15 protein-coding genes are annotated in these 15,169 nt (G+C 61.2%); 7 read left to right on the top strand and 8 right to left on the bottom strand.

Annotated elements, in window-relative coordinates:
* Positions 1-103: 103 nt before the first annotated feature.
* Together I6E39_RS09030 and I6E39_RS09035 are read right to left on the bottom strand one after the other, a co-directional pair.
* The gene (locus tag I6E39_RS09030) at positions 104-1,630 is read right to left on the bottom strand and encodes a M23 family metallopeptidase (RefSeq protein WP_235381264.1); all 1,527 of its coding nucleotides are present in this window, start codon (positions 1,628-1,630) and stop codon (positions 104-106) included.
* Between the two features lie 338 nt (positions 1,631-1,968).
* Positions 1,969-2,268 carry a hypothetical protein gene (locus I6E39_RS09035; protein WP_235381265.1) on the bottom strand — a complete coding sequence of 100 codons (300 nt, stop codon included), beginning with the start codon at positions 2,266-2,268 and terminating at the stop codon, positions 1,969-1,971.
* A gap of 401 nt (positions 2,269-2,669) precedes the next feature.
* Here I6E39_RS09035 and typA point away from each other — a divergent pair, with 401 nt between their 5' ends.
* Complete coding sequence (gene typA / locus I6E39_RS09040) at positions 2,670-4,496, top strand: translational GTPase TypA (protein ID WP_235381266.1); 1,827 nt, start codon at positions 2,670-2,672, stop codon at positions 4,494-4,496.
* A gap of 244 nt (positions 4,497-4,740) precedes the next feature.
* Here the strand turns inward: typA and I6E39_RS09045 are convergent, their stop codons facing one another.
* Positions 4,741-4,914: a hypothetical protein gene (locus I6E39_RS09045; protein WP_235381267.1), complete on the bottom strand. Its 174-nt coding sequence runs from the start codon at positions 4,912-4,914 to the stop codon at positions 4,741-4,743.
* A 106-nt stretch (positions 4,915-5,020) separates the two neighbouring features.
* On the opposite strand from I6E39_RS09045, the gene I6E39_RS09050 reads away from it, so the two are divergent.
* Complete coding sequence (locus tag I6E39_RS09050) at positions 5,021-5,248, top strand: helix-turn-helix domain-containing protein (protein ID WP_235381268.1); 228 nt, start codon at positions 5,021-5,023, stop codon at positions 5,246-5,248.
* A 41-nt stretch (positions 5,249-5,289) separates the two neighbouring features.
* Here I6E39_RS09050 and I6E39_RS09055 read toward each other — a convergent pair whose 3' ends face one another.
* Together I6E39_RS09055 and I6E39_RS09060 are read right to left on the bottom strand one after the other, a co-directional pair.
* Positions 5,290-6,489: a vWA domain-containing protein gene (locus tag I6E39_RS09055; RefSeq protein ID WP_235381269.1), complete on the bottom strand. Its 1,200-nt coding sequence runs from the start codon at positions 6,487-6,489 to the stop codon at positions 5,290-5,292.
* Positions 6,490-6,492: 3 nt separating this feature from the next.
* Entirely contained in the window at positions 6,493-7,302 is an 810-nt protein-coding gene (locus I6E39_RS09060) for an AAA family ATPase (protein WP_235381270.1), read from the bottom strand.
* 166 nt (positions 7,303-7,468) lie between these two features.
* Between I6E39_RS09060 and I6E39_RS09065 the strand changes: the two genes are divergently transcribed.
* The 5 genes from I6E39_RS09065 (at position 7,469) to I6E39_RS09085 (ending at position 11,519) form a co-directional block, all read left to right on the top strand.
* The gene (locus I6E39_RS09065) at positions 7,469-7,639 is read left to right on the top strand and encodes a hypothetical protein (RefSeq protein ID WP_235381271.1); all 171 of its coding nucleotides are present in this window, start codon (positions 7,469-7,471) and stop codon (positions 7,637-7,639) included.
* Positions 7,640-7,641: 2 nt separating this feature from the next.
* Positions 7,642-8,334, top strand: coding sequence for a YjjG family noncanonical pyrimidine nucleotidase (locus tag I6E39_RS09070; protein ID WP_235381272.1), 693 nt, complete (start codon positions 7,642-7,644; stop codon positions 8,332-8,334).
* 250 nt (positions 8,335-8,584) lie between these two features.
* Complete coding sequence (locus tag I6E39_RS09075; protein ID WP_235381273.1) at positions 8,585-8,944, top strand: BlaI/MecI/CopY family transcriptional regulator; 360 nt, start codon at positions 8,585-8,587, stop codon at positions 8,942-8,944.
* A gap of 2 nt (positions 8,945-8,946) precedes the next feature.
* Positions 8,947-10,950: a M56 family metallopeptidase gene (locus I6E39_RS09080; protein ID WP_235381274.1), complete on the top strand. Its 2,004-nt coding sequence runs from the start codon at positions 8,947-8,949 to the stop codon at positions 10,948-10,950.
* Entirely contained in the window at positions 10,947-11,519 is a 573-nt protein-coding gene (locus I6E39_RS09085; RefSeq protein WP_235381275.1) for a hypothetical protein, read from the top strand. Before I6E39_RS09080 ends, I6E39_RS09085 begins: the two co-directional genes overlap by 4 nt.
* 62 nt (positions 11,520-11,581) lie before the next feature.
* Here the strand turns inward: I6E39_RS09085 and I6E39_RS09090 are convergent, their stop codons facing one another.
* The 3 genes from I6E39_RS09090 to gyrA form a co-directional block, all read right to left on the bottom strand.
* Positions 11,582-11,959 carry a YegP family protein gene (locus I6E39_RS09090; RefSeq protein ID WP_235381276.1) on the bottom strand — a complete coding sequence of 126 codons (378 nt, stop codon included), beginning with the start codon at positions 11,957-11,959 and terminating at the stop codon, positions 11,582-11,584.
* A 104-nt stretch (positions 11,960-12,063) separates the two neighbouring features.
* On the bottom strand, positions 12,064-12,501 hold the full coding sequence (gene rnhA / locus I6E39_RS09095) for a ribonuclease HI (protein WP_235381277.1): 438 nt from the start codon (positions 12,499-12,501) through the stop codon (positions 12,064-12,066).
* Between the two features lie 153 nt (positions 12,502-12,654).
* Positions 12,655-15,156, bottom strand: coding sequence for a DNA gyrase subunit A (gene gyrA, locus I6E39_RS09100; RefSeq protein WP_235381278.1), 2,502 nt, complete (start codon positions 15,154-15,156; stop codon positions 12,655-12,657).
* Positions 15,157-15,169 lie beyond the last annotated feature (13 nt).

Genomic DNA, 15,169 nt, shown 5'->3' on the forward strand with positions numbered 1-15,169 from the left:
TCTCCGCTTAAAACTTAATCTTTTCCTACCAGGGGATCTTTTTGTGCTGTCCGCACAATCTGGGGCTGTTCACTGTGCCGGAGGGAGGTCTTTTGCTGTTTTGTTATTTCAGGTAGTTCAGGGGGTTGACGGCCTTGCCGTTGATGCGGACCTCAAAGTGGCAATGGGTACCGGTGGACCGGCCGGTGCTGCCCGCCTTGGCGATCTGCTGGCCCTTATACACCTTTTGGCCGGCGGAGACCAGCAGCTTGGAGTTGTGGCCGTAGTAGGTCTGGGTGCCGTTGTCGTGGCGGATGATGACCAGATAGCCGTAGCTGCCCTTGTAGCCGGCAAAGGTGACGGTGCCGCCGTCGGCGGCCTTGATGGCGGCGCCGTAGCTGGCGGAGATGTCGATGCCGGAGTGGTAGCTGTAGCTGCCGAAGATATAGCGGCCGCCGAAGTAGGAGTTGATCCTGCCCCGGATGGGCCAGGAGAAGCTTCCGGTGGAGGCGGTCTTGGGCTTTTCCTTGGTGCCCACGGCCTTGATGGTGGTGGTGGGCTCCCGCAGGGTGGTGTTGGAGAGGATCTCCCGTTCCCGCTCATAGCCGTTGACATAGGTGACGTTGGCCTCGATCTGGGCCTCGCCGGGTTCGCCCTGGGTGAGGATCTTGCTGGTTCCCTTGTACATGGAGCTGTCCTCCACCGTCTCCACCGGGCAGTCGATGGACTGGGTATAGACCTGGTGCTCCACGGTCTGAACGGACAGGACGGGGATCAGCTCCTTCACATTGAGCACGTCCCCGATCATCAGCCGGTTGATATCGGTGTCGGGGTTCAGCGCCTTCAGGTCGCTGACCGACATGTCGTTGGCGTAGGCGATGGCGTTGAAGGTGTCTCCCTTCTGGACGGTATAGGTGGTCTCGCCGGTGGAGTTGGCCTCCAGCGCGGAGCGCATCTCCTCGGTGGTCAGCACCGTGTCCGCAGCGTAGACATAGTCAATGGACAGATTTTCCACAAATTCGGACTCCACGGTGTTCTCGTTCACATACTGGGCTTTCAGCTCCTCCAGCATATCGTTGAGGGCGTCCTCGTCCTTGACCACGCCGATGGCCTGGCCGTCCACCAGCACCTCGCACTTTTTCAAGTGGTCGCTGACCTGGTTGAGCTGCTGGTAGAAGTAGTCCTCGATCTCGTCCTCCTGGGTGAGGTCGGTCTTCAGGGTCAGGGCGAACTTATAGTCCAGATCCCCCTCCACCTGGTAGTCATAGCCCAGCAGGGAGGTGCCCTCCTGCTCCACCTCGCGGATGGCCTGGTCCACCACGCTCTGGTCGGCCACCACACCCACCGGGTCCCCGTCCAGGGTGACGGCGTAGCTGGTGGTGTACAGGGTGGTCAGGGTGAGGGCCACCCCCAGAGCGGCGGAGATCCCCAAAAAGGAGATGGGACCCACGGTCTGATGGATGGCCAGGGCGCCGTGGGCGATGTGGGCGGCCCGGCGGAAGTGGATGCGGCTCCACTCCTTCAGATTCTTCCACTCAACGGCCCCCCGGCGGCGCAGCTCCGCCCAGTCGGGGCCGTTCTTTTTCTTCTGATGAGGTCCCTCGTCGCCAGAGGCGGCGCCTTCGGGCTTGCGTTCCAATAACTGATTCATGTGCTTCCTCGCTTATATGGGGATAAAAATGACAATTCCAACAAAAGAGTTACAAAACGGTAACAAGCTTACTATACACATTTTTTGGCATTACGTCAACCCCTTTTCCCGGAAAAACCAGGTTTCCCAGGCAAAAAAAGAGTCTCCAGGTCTGGACGTACCCCATTTCTATCCTATGGAGAAGCGCCCCGGAGCGGGGGCGGGACCATGAAACAGCGCAATGCCGTTCCCCCGGCGCAAGACCGGGGGAACGGCATTTCTGTCAGATCTATGAAAACAATGAGGCATGATTTTGAAGGGCGCTCTGTTCTGTCCGTACACGGCAGCGCCGCTCTTTTTTACGCCATCAGTACCCGCAGGGTAAAGGTGAGGGTCATGACCACCACGCACAGGCTGGCGCAGGCGTCCAGCACCAGAGCCCGGCGGCCCAGCTTTCCGCCGCGGCGGGGGCGGACCTCCCGGAGCCGGGGTTCCTCCCAGGCCTCCTCGCCGTCCGGGACAAAGAACTCCTCCTCCCGGGGCTGGGGGGCCAGACTGCCCTCCTGCGACAGGGCCAGCTTCCGGCGGTACTCGTCCAGATCCACCACATTGCCGGTATGATGGATAAAGTTGGGGGTGGTATAATAAATGGTCTGCATTCTTTGTCCCTCCCATTCGGAATCTTCCGCTACAGTCTATCCCAGTTATCGTCCCAAAAACCGGACTTTTCCTCACCTTTTGCCGATTTTTGTCGAAAACAAATGTTCTAATCAAAAATACAACAAACGTTCGAATTTGTCAAGAGGGTATTCAAACATTTTTTCGATATTCTCCGTTGCCCCGGAGCGCCGGAAGGGGAGGGGCCGCCGGGAGAGAAAATTCCTTTCCGCCGCCTTCATTTTTTGTGGGAAAGTCGTTGCGTTTTGGAAAAAATAGCTGTATAATGGTCCGTCAGAGTTACGAATGAGCCCCTTCGCCGTCCGCTCAGGGCTCCATTCCGTCCTCCTCTTTGGAGATAAGGCCCCCCAGGGCTGGCCATATACAAAAGGAGAAGTTATATATGCAGAACGAAAAATTGAGAAACGTAGCCATTATCGCTCACGTTGACCACGGCAAGACCACCCTGGTGGACGAGCTGCTGAAGCAGTCCGGCGTCTACCGCGACAACCAGGCTGTGGTGGACCGGGTCATGGACTCCAACGATCTGGAGCGCGAGCGGGGCATCACCATCACCGCCAAAAACACCGCCGTCCAGTACGGCGACATCAAGATCAACATCGTGGACACCCCGGGCCACGCCGACTTCGGCGGCGAGGTGGAGCGCATTCTGAAGATGGTCAACGGCGTCATCCTGCTGGTGGACGCCGCCGAGGGCCCCATGCCCCAGACCCGCTTTGTGCTGTCCAAGGCGCTGGAGCTGGGCCACCGGGTCATCGTGGTGGTCAACAAGATCGACCGCCCCGACCAGCGGGTCTACGAGGTCATCGACGAGGTGCTGGAGCTGCTGATGGATCTGAACGCCACCGATGAGCAGCTGGACTCCCCCATGCTGTTCTGCTCCGGCCGTCAGGGCACCGCCTCTGTCCAGCCCGACGTGGCCGGCAGCGACCTCAAGCCCCTGTTCGACACCATCGTGGAGTATATCCCCGCCCCCGAGGCCGACGAGGAGGCCCCCTTCCAGATGCTGGTGTCCTCCATCGACTACAACGACTTTGTGGGCCGCATCGCCATCGGCCGCATTGAGCGGGGCACCATCAAGCAGAACCAGGAGATCTCGGTGTGCAACTACCACGACCCCGACGCCGCCCCCAAAAAGGCCAAGGCCACCGCGCTGTACGAGTATGACGGCCTGAACAAGGTGCCCGTCACCCAGGCCACCGCCGGCAACATCATCGCCATGAGCGGCATCGGCGACATCACCATCGGCGACACCATCTGCGCCCCCGACTGTGTGGAGCCCATCGAGTTTGTCAAGATCTCCGCCCCCACCATCGAGATGACCTTCTCCGTCAACGACTCCCCCTTCGCCGGACGGGAGGGCAAGTTCGTCACCAGCCGCCAGCTCCGGGACCGTCTGTTCCGGGAGACCATGAAGGATGTGTCCCTCCGGGTCACCGAGACCGACAGCACCGAGGCCTTCAACGTGGCCGGCCGGGGCGAGATGTCCCTGTCCATCCTCATCGAGACCATGCGCCGCGAGGGCTATGAGCTTCAGGTCTCTCCCCCCCGCGTGCTGTTCCGGGAGATCGACGGCGTGAAGTGCGAGCCCATCGAGCGCCTGGTGGTGGACGTGCCCGCCGACTGCATCGGCGCGGTCATTGAAAAGATCGGCGCCCGCAAGGGCGACCTGCTGGACATGAATCCCGTGGGCGACCGGATGAAGGCCCAGTTCCTGGTGCCCTCCCGCGGCCTGTTCGGCTACCGCAACGAGTTTTTGACCGACACCAAGGGCGAGGGCATCATGGCCTCCGTCTTTGAGGAGTACGCCCCCATGAAGGGCGAGATCTCCCGCCGGAACACCGGCTCTCTGGTGGCCTTCGAGACCGGCGAGGCCGTCACCTACGGCCTGTTCAACGCCCAGGAGCGCGGCCAGCTGTTCATCGGCGCCGGCACCCCCGTCTACGCCGGCATGATCGTGGGCGAGTGCCCCAAGGCGGAGGACATCTCCGTCAACGTGTGCAAGAAGAAGCAGCTGACCAACATGCGTGCCTCCGGCTCTGACGACGCCCTGCGGCTGACCACTCCCCGGACCCTGTCCCTGGAGCAGTGCCTGGAGTTCCTGGCAGACGACGAGCTGCTGGAGTGTACCCCCGAGAACCTGCGTCTGCGCAAGCGCCTGCTGGACCACGGTGACCGGATGCGCGAGGCCTCCAAGAAGAAGCAGTAATTTCTCTCTAAACCGACAACTTCCCGTATTTTACCACCGGTAAAGTACGGGAAGTTTTGATTTTTGGGGGGATTTCGCCCTGCGGGGCGAGTTCCTTTCTGTATGGCCAGAAAGGAACCAAAGAGCCAATAAAGGGGAGAGGGATTTCGATTTCCCTCTCCCCTTTATGATCCCCTCTCCTTAAAACGACCAATCAGGGGGGCTGCGGCCCCCCTATTGGATGTACCCCCGGGGAGCGGAACGCTCATTCCTCCTCGGCTTCCAGAAACTGCTCCTCCGCCTCCTGCTGGGCCCGGCGGAGGATGTCCCCGGCCAGACCGTAGTTTCTGGCCTCCAATGCCTCCAGCGCGTCAGTCACCCCATTAAACATTGCAAGATACGGTTTTTTATAGCCGCCCGCTTCCGTATTTTCCAACAAAACCCCGACTCCTTTCTTTTTGCACTTATATAGGAGCAATTATATCTCTTAATTTTGTTATCGTCAATCTGTGTTTGTTCTTAAATAAGCGCAAAGGATAGATGGCATGAATCGAGAGTTTGAATATTTGATGGGGCAAAATATCCGCCGCATCCGGGAGGACCGGGGCCTCACCCAGGAACAACTAGCCGCTCAACTCCAAACCAGGGGCTGTGACGTGACGAGGAGCGCCTTGGCAAAGATCGAAGTGGGACAGCGGCACATTTATCCGGACGAAGTAAAGCTGTTCAAAGAAATTCTCCACATCTCTTACGACGAGTTATTTTCTGTTTAAAAATGAGAAGGACCGACTCAACTGAGTCGGTCCTCTTTTTATTATCGTGTCAGCAGCTTCTTCATGCCCTCCTCCAGGCCGTCCACCGTCAGGGGGAACATGGGGAAGACCCGGGCGATGGCGTCATAGGTCTGGGTCCAGTACTCCCCCCACTGGGGCCGCTGGCTGGGGTTGAGCCAGATGGCATTCTGATACCGGCTCCGGAACAGGCGCAGCCAGTCCAGGCCGGACTGGGGGCCCTCGCCGCTGTTGTTCCGGCCGTAGTAGCCCCCCATCAGCTCGTAGGGCGCCATCTGGGCGTCCCCCACGAAGATCACCTTCCAGTCGCTGGCGATGTTGGACAGCACCCAGTCGGTGGTCACGCTGTTCCGGCTCATGAGCAGGGGGTCATTGTACAGCCGGCCATAGACGCAGTTGTGGAAGTAGTACACCCGCAGGTCCTTGAAGTGGCCCGACTTGCTCACCGCCTGGAACAGGGCGGAGCACAGCTGGGAGTAATACTCCATGGACCCTCCCGAGTCCATGAGCAGCAGCACCTTGACGGTGTTCTCCCTTGGCCGCTTGTACCGGACCTTCAGCAGACCGCCGTTCTCCGCCGTGTCCTGAATGGTGTTGTCCACGTCGAACTCGGTGGGGGGGAGGTCCACCAGACCGGAGAACTGCCGCAGCTTCCGCAGCGCCACCTGAAACTGGCGGGTGTCCAGGGTGTTGTCCCGGCGGAAGTCCCGGAACTTCCGCTCCCCGGCCACCCGGAAGGCCCGCTTGTACATGGACTGGCCTCCCACCCGGATGCCCTTGGGGGACAGGCCGGAGTTGCCGAAGGTGGACATGCCGTGGGTACCCACCCAGTAGTTGCCCCCGTTGTGCTCCTCGTTCTGCTCCTCCATGCGCTCTTTCAGCATCCGCTCGATCTCTTCCTCGGACAGGCCCATGTTCTTCAGGGCCTGCTCCTCGTCCCAGTTGGCGTAGTCGTTGAGCACGTCGGGCCGGTCCAGCCAGTCCAGCAGTTCCTGGGACACCTCCTGCTGGAAGGGAACATCCCGGAAATACTCCAGAAAGGCGCGGTCAAAGCGGTCAAAGTCCGCCTCGCTCTTCACCAGCAGACAGCGGCACAGGTGGTAAAACCCGGTGAAGCTGGACCCGTGGAGCCCCTTGTCCAGGGCCTCCATCAGGGACATCCACTCGGTGAGGGACACCTTCAGGCCGTTTTTCCGCAGGAGATAGAGAAAATCCTCAAACATATCTTATCTCCAGTTGCGCCGCAGGGCGTCCATATCCTCGTTCTTTTTCAGCAGGACCCCCAGATAGGGGACCTCCTTCACGATCCGCTTGGGGTCCACGCCCCCGTGGACCAGAGCCTGGATCCAGTCTATGATCTCGCTGGTGGAGGGCTTTTTCTTGATCTGGGGCAGCTGGCGGATCTTGTAAAAGGCCTCCAGCACCTGGGTCAGCAGCTTGTCGTCCAGGTCGGGGAAGTGGACCCGGACGATCTCCGCCATCAGCTCCTTGTCGGGGAACTCAATATAGTGGAAGACGCACCGGCGCAGGAAGGCGTCGGGCAGCTCCTTTTCCGCGTTGGAGGTGATGATGACCACGGGGCGGTGATTGGCCTTGACGGTGCGGCCCGTCTCCGGAATGTGGAACTCCATCCGGTCCAGCTCCCACAGCAGGTCGTTGGGGAACTCCAGGTCCGCCTTGTCGATCTCGTCGATGAGCAGGATGACCTGCTCCTCGTCGGTGAAGGCCTCGCCCAGCTTGCCCAGCTTGACGTATTTCTCGATATTGTCCACGCCCACGCCGCCGAACTGGCTGTCGTACAGGCGCTGGACCACGTCGTAGACGTACAGGCCGTCCTGGGCTTTGGTGGTGGACTTGATATTCCAGATGATGAGCTTCTTGCCCAGAGCGGCGGCGATGGCCTCGGCCAGCATGGTCTTGCCGGTGCCCGGCTCGCCCTTGATGAGCAGGGGCTTCTGGAGCACCATGGCGATGTTCACCGCCCGCATCAGTTCTTCCGACGCCACATAGTTCTGACTGCCTTTAAATTCGTTCATACTGCGATCCTCCGGAAATATTTGTTCATGTTCCGCATTTTAACGGCTTTTGCCTAAAAAGGCAACCCTTTTCCCGGGAAAAACAGGCGCTCACCTTGCCAAAGCCCTCCGCCTCTGGTACAATGGTCCAAAAAACGGGGGTTTGTCCCCGGGAGAGGCGGCTATTATGGAGGCCTTTGCCATTGGATTGTTCGCGGTGGCGGTGCTGGGGATCCCCATCGCCATCCTGCTGCTCAACGACTACGGAAAGAAGCGGGGGTGCGGCCGGGGCTGCGCCGACTGCGGCAACCGGGAGATCTGCCACGGGACCAAAAAACAGAAGCAACAGGAGAAATAACCATGATCCGTACCATTTTATGGGATATCGACGGCACGCTGCTGGACTTTCTGGCGGCGGAGAAGGCGGCCATCCGGGCCTGCTTCGCCCAATTCGGTCTGGGGGACTGCTCCGACGAACAGATCGCCCGGTACTCCGCCATCAACCAGAGCTACTGGCGGCGGCTGGAAAACGGAAAGATCACCAAGGCCCAGGTGCTGGTGGGCCGGTTTGAGGAATTTTTTGCCGGGGAGGGCCTGGACCCCGCTCTGGCCGTCCCCTTCAACGAGACCTATCAGGTACGGCTGGGGGACACGGTGTGCTTTATGGACCGGTCCTACGAGCTGGTCTCCCGGCTGCGGGGGCGGGTGCGGCAGTACGCCGTCACCAACGGCACCCGGGTCGCCCAGGAGCGGAAGCTGAAAAAGTCCGGGCTGGGGGAGCTGTTCGACGGGGTGTTTATCTCGGAGCTGGTTGGGGCGGAGAAGCCCAGCCCCGCCTTCTTCGGCTATGTGTTTGACCACATCGGCCCGGTGGAAAAGCCGGAGGTCCTCATGGTGGGGGACTCCCTCACCAGCGACATGCGGGGCGGGCTCCAGGCGGGCATCCCCTGCTGCTGGTACAACCCAAAGGGCCTGCCCCTTCCGGAGGGGATGGCGCCGGACTACGTCATCCACGATCTGAACCAGGTGGAGGAGATCCTGTCCCGGTCCTGACAAGACGCTCGAAAAAGTGGCAAAGCCACTTTTTCGAGCGAACTCTATTCCGCCGCCTGCGGGCGGCGGAACTCCTTGCAGGAGGGCTTTTCAACAAGCTGCGGCGGTCATGCTCCAATGACCGCCGTTTTTTTGCCGCAAAAGCCGGTGCGGACCTATGGGGTTGCCCGCCCAAAACTCCCCCTTGACTTTACCGTCCTACAAGTGTAAGATGTAGCTATACTACACATGTAGGACGGGAGGGTTTCACATGAAACTATCGGAAGCGGAATGGGCGGTGCTGGACGTGCTCTGGACCGGGGAGCGGTTTGCCCTGGGGGAGCTCACCGACGCCCTGCGGCCGGTGAAGGGCTGGAGCAAGAACACGGTATACACCTATCTGACCCGGATGGAGGGGAAGGGGCTGGTGTCCATCGACCGCAGCCACCCCAAGCCCTATGCCGCGGCGGTAAGCCGGGAGCGGTGCGCCCAAAAGGAGCGTGAGGAGCTACTGTCCAAGGTCTACGGCGGGGCGGCGGGGGACCTGATCGCCGCCTTTTTGAAGGACTCCTCCCTGTCCCGCCAGGAGGCAGAGCGGCTAAGGCAGATGCTGGACGACATGGAGGTGTGACCGTGAACAATATCTGGGGGTTTCTCCTCCAAACTCTCTCGCTGTCCCTGACGGCGGTCCTGCTGCTGGCGGTAAAGTGGCTGCTGGTGGACAAATTGTCCCCCCGGTGGCAGTACGGGGTGTGGTCCATCCTGGCCCTCCGGGCCCTGATCCCGGCGGGGACGGCAAGGAGCCTTCTGCCCGCCCTGCCTCTCTGGCTGGAGACCTGGAAGGGCATGGCGGAGCGCAGCTTAAATTCTGCCTACTCCGCCGTCTACCAGCCCATCCATCTGGACCATGTGTTCCCCGTCCTGTCCGGGCGGCCCGCCAGCCTCACCGACTGGCTGTTGGTTCTCTACGCCGCCGGGGTGGTCCTGTCCCTGGCTTGGTACCTGCTCTCCTACCTCCGTCTGCGGCTGCTGTTGGCCCGGGGCACTCCCGCCGGACCTGAACTGCAGGAACAGCTGGCCCGGGTGGGGGAGCGGTACGGCCTGAAACCCTGTCGGGCGGTCCAGGTCCGGGGCCTGCCCTCCGCCTTTGTGTGCGGCATGGTGCGCCCGGTGCTGGCGGTCCCTGACGGGGAAGGGGTGGACGATAAAGTTCTCCTCCACGAGCTGCTCCACTTGAACCACCTCGACGCCCTCCAGAGCCTCGGCTGGGCCTTTCTCCGGTCCCTCCACTGGTGCAACCCCTTCCTGTGGTACGCCTTCGACCGGGTGGGCAACGACATGGAGTCCCTGTGCGACCAGCGGGTGCTGGAGCGGCTGGAGGGGGAGGAGCGGCGGGAATACGGCAAGATCCTTCTCTCCATGGCCAACGACCGCTACCCCCGGGCTCCCGGCACCACCTCCCTCTCCAACGGAGGGAAGAACATTGCCCGGCGCATCGCCGCCATCGTCCGCTTCAAAAAGTACCCTCGGGGGATGGCCCTGGTGTCGGTGTGCGCGGTGGTGGTGCTGGCCAGCCCCGCCCTCTGGGGGACGGCGGCGGCCTACGGATTTTCGGATTTTTCCCCAGGCCCCATAAAGGAGCTGGACCGGGCCATGGCCATGGCCCGGATCAACCGCTGCACCACTCTGGCCGGAGCTCTGGACACCTACGCCAAGGGGCTGATCGAGGCCAACGGCATCTACATTGCCGCGGCTTCCCCGCTGTCCAGACACCAGGAGCTGGAGGCGGAGATGCGGTATAGCGTGGAATCAGAGGGCTGGGTGGCCTACCACCTGGACCGGGGTCCCTGGCTGGACGGCATGGATAAAAATGGCGGTTACACCATCTACGACATTACCCCGGCGGGCGATGGCAGGTTCCACGCCTGGCTGGAGTTCCCTGTCAGCTATTTTCTTGCCGAGAGCGGAGAAGGCGTTGCCAAGGACGGGAACGGGGAAACCCTGCGCGGCTCCGTTCTGGTCCCGGTCTACATCTGGCAGGAGGACGGCTGGGTGGTAGAGGAAGCGGGGGAGCGGATCTGCTCCTACCGGGGCTACGGCCAGACCCAATATTACGGTGACGCCATCCCCTGGCTCCGGGAGCTGACCGCCCAGACCCAGTGGGGGACAGTCACCATCCAGAACCGGACGGTCTATACCATCGACAATCAGACTCAGACCGACAGCTTCTTCGGCTGGACCTCCTTCAGCCTGACGCCCAGGGTGGACGCCCAATTCAAGGAGGCCCTGACCTGGGTCCATTACAGCTATTCCTGTCTGGAAAACACCGTGGGCCATCAGCCTCAAACATCCATCGGCATCATGGTGGCGGAGCTGGACGACCCGGACCAGGAGGTGGAGTTCCCGCAAGAGTACCTGGGCGGCTATGGGGGCGGAAGCAGCTCCGACGGCTTTTCCTGGGACAGCCTTCTCATTGGCGGCGGGGACCAGAACTATGAAGTGGCCGGCGGCAGCGGGGACTATGCCCACGATTTGGAGAACAACCCCGCCCCCCTCCATCCGGCCTACCGGGTGCGGCTGTTCTGGGATGGGGAAATGGTGGAAGAACTGACCTTGACGGAGGAAGACGCCCTATGAACGAGGAGAACAAGATGGACCTGTGTCAGGCGGTGAAGCACATCGCCTGGGGATATGTGCTTCTTCACTTCAACATCAACCTGGGGCCCCTCAACGTGCTGCCCAACTGGGCGGGATACCTGCTGATGGTGGGGGCCCTGCCCGCCCTGTCCGAAGAGGAATCCTCCGCCTCCCTCCTGCGGCCCCTGGGCCTGCTGCTGGCGGGGTGGGAGGGGCTGTGCTGGGCCATGGCCCTCTTTGGGCGGGACCCAAATTTCCAGTTTTTATCGGCGCTGGTCACGGTGATCGCCCTCTACTTCCATTTCCAGCTTTTGACCGACCTGGCCATTGCCGCCCGGAACCACCAATGTCCCCAGGAGAAACGCATTCTCCATCTTCGGACGGTGCAGACCCTGCTGACCACCCTGCTGGCTCTGCCCTTCCCCTTGGAGCGGTATGAAGCCCTGGTCATGGTGGTCTCCCTGGTCTTTATGGCGGTGGCGGTCTGGATCTGCATGGTACTTTTCTCCCTGCGGTCCTCCCTTCAGGAGAGCCAGTACGAAAATCCGCCCCCTGCGGCGATCCCATAATTGAACTTTTCATAAAAAAGGCCGCCCTGCCGGGCGGCCTTTTTTATGGTTGATCGCGGAGCTTATTCCTCCACCAGGACCACCGGGGCCCCGGGGGCGTTGCGGCCGATGGAGTCGATGCCGTTGAGGCAGCTGGCCTTGGCCTTGTAGCCTTCGCCGACGGCGATGATCTCGCCGTTTTTGGCCTTCAGACGGAAACGGAATTCGCCGGCCTTGTCCTTGTAGACCTCGTACTTGGGATGGGTCAGAGCCTCAAAGCCATCCTTGGTCTGGTCCTCCACATGGGCGGCGCAGTTCTTGCGGACGCTCTCCACGCCGTTCTTGCAGCTGTCCAGACTGGAATAGGTCTCGCTGGTGGCAATGATCTGTCCGTTGGTCGCCATCAGATTGAACCGAAAGCTTCCATTCTTGGTCTGCCTGATCTCAAACCTGTTTGCCATACCGTTCTCCCTCTTTCTGTCTATTTTTTGGCCCTTCGGGGCGTTCATACAAAACATGGGATGGGGTGCGTGCGCTGGGCTGGGAATGGTTCGTCTGGTTTGGGTCACTTGAATTTTTGACTTTCCGCCACCGCCAATTCGTCGCAGCGGTTATTATAGGGATTCTCCGCGTGGCCCTTGACCCAGTGGAGGTTGACCGTGTGGTAGTCGCACAGGTCCAGCAGCTTCCCCCACAGGTCGGGATTCAGAGCGGGCTTTTTGTCGCTCTTCACCCAGCCCCTGGCCCGCCAGCCCTTGGCCCAGCCCTTGCCAAGGCCGTCGATAACATATTTGGAGTCGGAGTACAGCTCCACCACGCAGGGCTCCTTCAGGGCCTCCAGGGCGGTGATAACTCCGGTGAGCTCCATACGGTTGTTGGTGGTCTGTCTCTCGCCCCCGGACAGTTCCTTCTTGTGGGGGCCGTACATGAGGATGGCGCCCCAGCCGCCGGGGCCGGGATTTCCGGAGCAGGCCCCGTCGGTATAAATGGTGACTTGTTTCATTTGATTCTCCTGTCCCTGCCTTCCCCCCTGTGGGGGGAAGGCATTACAGAGGTCCCTCGAACTAAATTTTCCAAAGCTCTTTTTCCGCTGTTTACAGCGGTCTTGATACTCCTCTTGTGTATAGTATCCTTCCTCATAGAGTTGTTCCGTTCCTTATTCGCCGGCAGGCTCAACTGCCTCTTCGTCTTCTTCCTCCCGGTCGGCCAGGGCCAGGGAGATGACCCGGTCGCCCTCCTCCTTGAAGCGCATGACAATGACGCCCTGGGTGGCCCGGTTGGCGGTCTCCTTGATGGTGTCCACATGGGTGCGGATGAGGATGCCGCTCTGGGTGACCAGCAGCAGGTCCTCGGAGCCGTCCACTACCTTGATGCCCACGATCTTCCCCGTCTTTTCGGTGACCATATAGTTCTTGATGCCGATGCCGCCGCGGTTGGTGATCCGGTACTCCTCCACGGGGGTGCGCTTGCCGTAGCCCTTCTCGGTGATGGTGAGGACTCCCTTGCCGGGGATGGCCCGGGCGGCGCCCACCACATAGTCCCCCTCCCGGAGGCGGATGCCCCGGACGCCCACGGCCTCGCGGCCCATGGGCCGGACGTCGTTCTCGTCAAAGCAGACGGCCATGCCGTCGTGGGTGGCGATGAGGATCTTCTGCTTGCCGTCGGTCTCCCGGACGGAGATGAGCTGGTCCCCCTCGTCCAGAGTCAGAGCGCGGATGCCGTTTTGCCGGATGTTCTTCAGCGCCGTGACGGGCAGCCGCTTGACGGTGCCGTTCCGAGTGAACATCATCAAAAACAGGTCCTCATTGTCGATGGACCGGGTGTGGATCATGGTCTGGACCCGCTCGTTCTGCTCCACCTGGAGGATGTTGACGATGTTGGTGCCCTTAGCGGTCTTGCCCGACTCGGGGATCTGGTAGCCCTTCTTCCGGTAGACCTTGCCCGTGTCGGTGAAGAAGAACAGGTAGTCGTGGGTGGAGGCGGTGAACACGTCGGCCACGCAGTCCTCCTCCCGGGTGGTGATGCCCTTCTTGCCCATGCCACCCTTGGACTGGGCGGTATATTCGCTGACGGGGGTGCGCTTGATATAGCCCGCCTGGGTCAGGGTGAAGACGCACTGCTCCTCCTCGATCAGGTCCTCAATGTCGATATCATCCTCCACAAAGCCGATCTCGGTCTTGCGGTCGTCACCGTATTTGTCCCGGATCTCGGTCAGCTCGTCCTTCAGCACGCCCCGGAGCATGGTCTCGTCGGACAGCAGCTGGTCGTAGTAAGCGATCTTCTTCTGCAGCTCCTCGTACTCGGCCTCCAGCTTTTCCCGGTCCAGTCCCTGGAGGGCCTTCAGCCGCATGTCCAGAATGGCCTGGGCCTGGATGTCGTCCAGACCGAAGCGGGCCATCAGCTTCTCCTTGGCGTCGTCATAGCTGGAGCGGATGATGCGGATGACCTCGTCAATGTTGTCCTGGGCGATGAGTAGGCCCTTCAGCAGGTGGGCCCGCTCCTGGGCCTTCCGGCGGTCATAGATGGTGCGGCGGGTGATGACCTGCTCCTGGAAGGCAATATACTCGTCCAGGATCTGCCGCAGGGACAGGGTCTTAGGCTGCTTCTGGTCGTTGACCAGGGCCAGCATGACGATGGCAAAGGTGGTCTGCATCTGGGTCTGGGCAAAGAGCCGGTTGAGCACCACCTGGGGATTGGCGTCCTTTTTCAGCTCGATGACGATCCGCATGCCCTTTTTGCCGTCGGACTCGTCCCGCAGGCCGGAGATCCCCTCCAGCCGCTTGTCCTTTACCTGGTCGGCAATGTTTTCCACCAGGCGGGATTTGTTCACCTGATAGGGCAGCTCGGTGACCACGATGCGGGTGCGGCCATTGCCGAACTCCTCCATCTCGGTACGGGCGCGGACCCGGATGTGCCCCTTGCCGGTGGCGTAGGCCGCCCGGATGCCGCTGCGGCCCATGATGATGCCCCGGGTGGGGAAGTCGGGGCCCTTGATGTGCTCCATCAGGTCGTCCAGGGTGGCGTGCTCGTTGTCCAGCACGCAGATGGCCGCGTCAATGACCTCCCGCAGGTTGTGGGGGGGGATGTTAGTGGTCATGCCCACGGCGATGCCGCTGGATCCGTTGACCAGCAGGTTGGGGAAGCGGGAGGGGAGGACCCGGGGCTCCTTCCGGCTCTCGTCAAAGTTGGGGTCCCAGTCCACGGTCTCCTTTTCAATATCCCGGAGCATCTCGTTGGACAGCTTGGACATGCGGGCCTCGGTGTAACGGTAGGCGGCGGGGGGATCGCCGTCGATGGAGCCGAAGTTGCCGTGGCCCTCCACCAGGCAGTACCGCATGGAGAAGTCCTGGCCCAGACGGACCAGGGCGTCGTACACGGACTGGTCGCCGTGGGGGTGGTATTTGCCCAGCACGTCGCCCACGCAGGTGGCCGACTTTTTAAAGGGCTTGTCGCTGGTCAGGCCGCTCTCGTACATGGAGTAGAGGATGCGGCGGTGGACGGGCTTCAGACCGTCCCGCACGTCAGGCAGGGCACGGCCCACGATGACGGACATGGCGTACTCGATATACGCGCTCTCCATCTCGTGCTCCAGGTTGATCTCTACGATCTTCTGATTGGGAAAGGAAATATCTCTCTCCTCTTCGGGTCTCTTGGCCATTTCCATCCCCTCC

This window comes from Pseudoflavonifractor phocaeensis (assembly GCF_021531375.1).
Classification (GTDB): Bacteria; Bacillota; Clostridia; order Oscillospirales; family Oscillospiraceae; genus Lawsonibacter; species Lawsonibacter phocaeensis_B.

Coding starts and splice junctions, on each gene's coding strand:
- I6E39_RS09030 (WP_235381264.1), bottom strand. CDS start 1,630: ATGAATCAGTTATTGGAACGCAAGCCCGAAGGCGCCGCCTCTGGCGAC.
- I6E39_RS09035 (WP_235381265.1), bottom strand. CDS start 2,268: ATGCAGACCATTTATTATACCACCCCCAACTTTATCCATCATACCGGC.
- typA (WP_235381266.1), top strand. CDS start 2,670: ATGCAGAACGAAAAATTGAGAAACGTAGCCATTATCGCTCACGTTGAC.
- I6E39_RS09050 (WP_235381268.1), top strand. CDS start 5,021: ATGAATCGAGAGTTTGAATATTTGATGGGGCAAAATATCCGCCGCATC.
- I6E39_RS09055 (WP_235381269.1), bottom strand. CDS start 6,489: ATGTTTGAGGATTTTCTCTATCTCCTGCGGAAAAACGGCCTGAAGGTG.
- I6E39_RS09060 (WP_235381270.1), bottom strand. CDS start 7,302: ATGAACGAATTTAAAGGCAGTCAGAACTATGTGGCGTCGGAAGAACTG.
- I6E39_RS09065 (WP_235381271.1), top strand. CDS start 7,469: ATGGAGGCCTTTGCCATTGGATTGTTCGCGGTGGCGGTGCTGGGGATC.
- I6E39_RS09070 (WP_235381272.1), top strand. CDS start 7,642: ATGATCCGTACCATTTTATGGGATATCGACGGCACGCTGCTGGACTTT.
- I6E39_RS09075 (WP_235381273.1), top strand. CDS start 8,585: ATGAAACTATCGGAAGCGGAATGGGCGGTGCTGGACGTGCTCTGGACC.
- I6E39_RS09085 (WP_235381275.1), top strand. CDS start 10,947: ATGAACGAGGAGAACAAGATGGACCTGTGTCAGGCGGTGAAGCACATC.
- I6E39_RS09090 (WP_235381276.1), bottom strand. CDS start 11,959: ATGGCAAACAGGTTTGAGATCAGGCAGACCAAGAATGGAAGCTTTCGG.
- rnhA (WP_235381277.1), bottom strand. CDS start 12,501: ATGAAACAAGTCACCATTTATACCGACGGGGCCTGCTCCGGAAATCCC.
- gyrA (WP_235381278.1), bottom strand. CDS start 15,156: ATGGCCAAGAGACCCGAAGAGGAGAGAGATATTTCCTTTCCCAATCAG.